The organism is Neobacillus cucumis, assembly GCF_023715505.1.
The window spans coordinates 1-2,360 of the sequence record NZ_JAMBOH010000075.1; the positions used below are offsets into that span (position 1 = coordinate 1).

The window sequence follows — 2,360 nt, forward strand, 5'->3', positions numbered from 1 at the left end:
GAGATAGTTTCAGGAAACATGGTTCCTTCATTCCTATCTTCCGTTGTAAAGTTGAAGTTCAAGAATGAACTTCCTGTATTTCACGCGCTAAACGCTTATAACAGAACTTGTCGCGCGCACCCGTTAGCTGAATAAGAAAAGTGAAAAAACAATTATTGTCTTAACCGAGAATGTTTTTCATTATTTATTTTCTAAAATGAATGATTCTGATTTATCATTCCAAGTTATGGTTGCCGTAATTTTTTCGTTTTGTTGGGTAACTGAACACCCACTGCAAGAATCTTCACCTGTTACCAATACCCCATTCTCTATAGGAGTTTCACCCTCTGTTTTTCCAGTAGCGGTTTCGACAGTATATTTTATCTTTTTAGGAACTGGCTTTTCTCCGATATATCTTATTGTAACTTTTGATGATTCACTTTTTTCGTCAAACACAGTAACTGAATATTTAACTAGCCAATTTTCACTCTTACCAACAAAATTTATCAATTTAGATTCTGAACAAGCAGTTAATAAAACAGCTGAAACAAGAAAAAACATTAAAGTCCTTTTTATCACACCCACCCCTCCCTGATATTAATTATATATCAAAGGTATGGGTATTTCTTCCTTTTTCTTCTTCCGCTAACCTCCCTCTATAAAGAAACGAAATGCTGCCCGTTACTTCAATAAGAAAAAGCATTACCGTTGTTCCAGTAATGCATCTTTAGTGAAGAAGATTCTCTTTGTTAATGTACTGGAATTATGCTTTCTAACTCAATTATTTCCTCATTAATTAGCCTCTCTAGTTTCTTAACAAAGTCATCTAGTTGATTTAATTCAGTAATGATGAAGAAATTTGACCGCATATAATCAGGCTTTTCCATCTTATTATCAGCTATTATTTCTAAGCCGATGTGCCCCATTTTACTATGCTTAAAGAATCTAAAGGATAAGAAATGAGTGACATTTTCTATATCATTACCTGATGTCCACTTAAATTCATGGATATTAAAATGCGAAAAATCCATAATCCCTTGTCTTAACTCTTCAAGTTCTTCATTTCTGGTGTAAATATCTATGAATACGTTGCAGTTATTCCCCTTAATCTCCATATGTAGTTCATAAAAATCAACGTCATCCCATATCTTTGTAAGTCTTAAGCTAGGTTCAGGCATATTGTAACTCTCCTCAATTTTTATCTCCTTTTATTCGATAAACAATTTGGTTTTTCCTCCTTGGCTTATTGAACTAAACTGCCCCGTTACTTTAATAGCAATAGGTAAGACTTTGATGTTATCTCCATCTTTTCCCCTGCTCCACACCCAACGTGCGATTTTCACCGCATTAGGCGTTCCATCTTATTCTTTTAGACTAAAGCAATTAAATTACAAACTTTACGAAATTGGTTAAGCTTCTTCAATTGTTTTCCATCTAATTGAAGAATGTTTCTATATCGTTCAATCGTCGTTTCATTAGTAGCGTGGATTAATCTATGTACATCTTCATGCACGATTACAAGATTGCTAAATTCATCGGTGCCACCCATATGTCGGGGTACCTTATGGTGACAGTGCAACTTATCGGATGTCAAAAATTCCCCTGTTAAAGCACATTTTCCTAGTTGCATAGAGTATCTTGAAATTCTATTATCTGCAAATTCTAAGTTTTCTTTACCGTAAGGTATTTGTAACATCTTGTTTATTTCTATGGCAATGTCAGCCCTAAGATTTTGATGAAGCTTTAGCCGTCCTTCATTTGTGTAGTTACAGATATTTTGACTGAAGTTCATAGCATTGCTTGTTTGTGTATCTCCTAAGGGAAATAAATACAAACCAGCAATTTTATATGTTTTGAAATTATTCTTATGAAGTTTCTTGTATGTTTCCGATGGATTAATAGGTATTCCGTATTTACTAATTGACCTTAAACGATTATGCATGGTTTTCGTTAGACGATAGGTTATTTTCCCAAAATCAATATTGATGTGAGTTGCGACCTTGAAGTAGTTTTTTATTCCGAGAATATAAGAGTTATAATCTAATACAGTTTTTGGTGTTGGCTTATTTTGAATTAAGCGAATTAAATATCTAAGTTTTTCTATTATGTTTTTCTTCTTTTTATCCATAATGTGTGTATTGGCTACATATTTATTACGCTTGGTTACTGCTTTGAGAGAAAAACCTAGAAAATCGGATGTTCTCTTTCTTAGATTGGTAATCGCTGATTTCTCGGTAGATATATCAAGGTTCAATCGGATTAACCCCCGAATTTTGGACAATTACTCTCTTAATCTATCATTTTCGTAGTTTTTTATTTTTTGATTTCTTTCGTTGTTTTTTCAGAAGGCCAAGTTGCTTGACATGGAGCCTCTGCGGGCA

3 protein-coding genes are annotated in these 2,360 nt (G+C 33.6%); all 3 read right to left on the minus strand.

Annotated elements, in window-relative coordinates:
• Nucleotides 1–180: 180 nt before the first annotated feature.
• The 3 genes from M3226_RS31225 to M3226_RS31235 all read right to left on the minus strand — a co-directional run bounded on the left by M3226_RS31225 (nucleotide 181) and on the right by M3226_RS31235 (nucleotide 2,233).
• Complete coding sequence (locus M3226_RS31225) at nucleotides 181–558, minus strand: hypothetical protein (RefSeq protein ID WP_251573383.1); 378 nt, start codon at nucleotides 556–558, stop codon at nucleotides 181–183.
• Between the two features lie 170 nt (nucleotides 559–728).
• A complete protein-coding gene (locus M3226_RS31230) occupies nucleotides 729–1,157 on the minus strand; it encodes a hypothetical protein (protein WP_251573384.1) in 429 nt (142 codons plus the stop codon).
• Between the two features lie 191 nt (nucleotides 1,158–1,348).
• Nucleotides 1,349–2,233, minus strand: coding sequence for an HNH endonuclease signature motif containing protein (locus M3226_RS31235; protein ID WP_251573386.1), 885 nt, complete (start codon nucleotides 2,231–2,233; stop codon nucleotides 1,349–1,351).
• Nucleotides 2,234–2,360 lie beyond the last annotated feature (127 nt).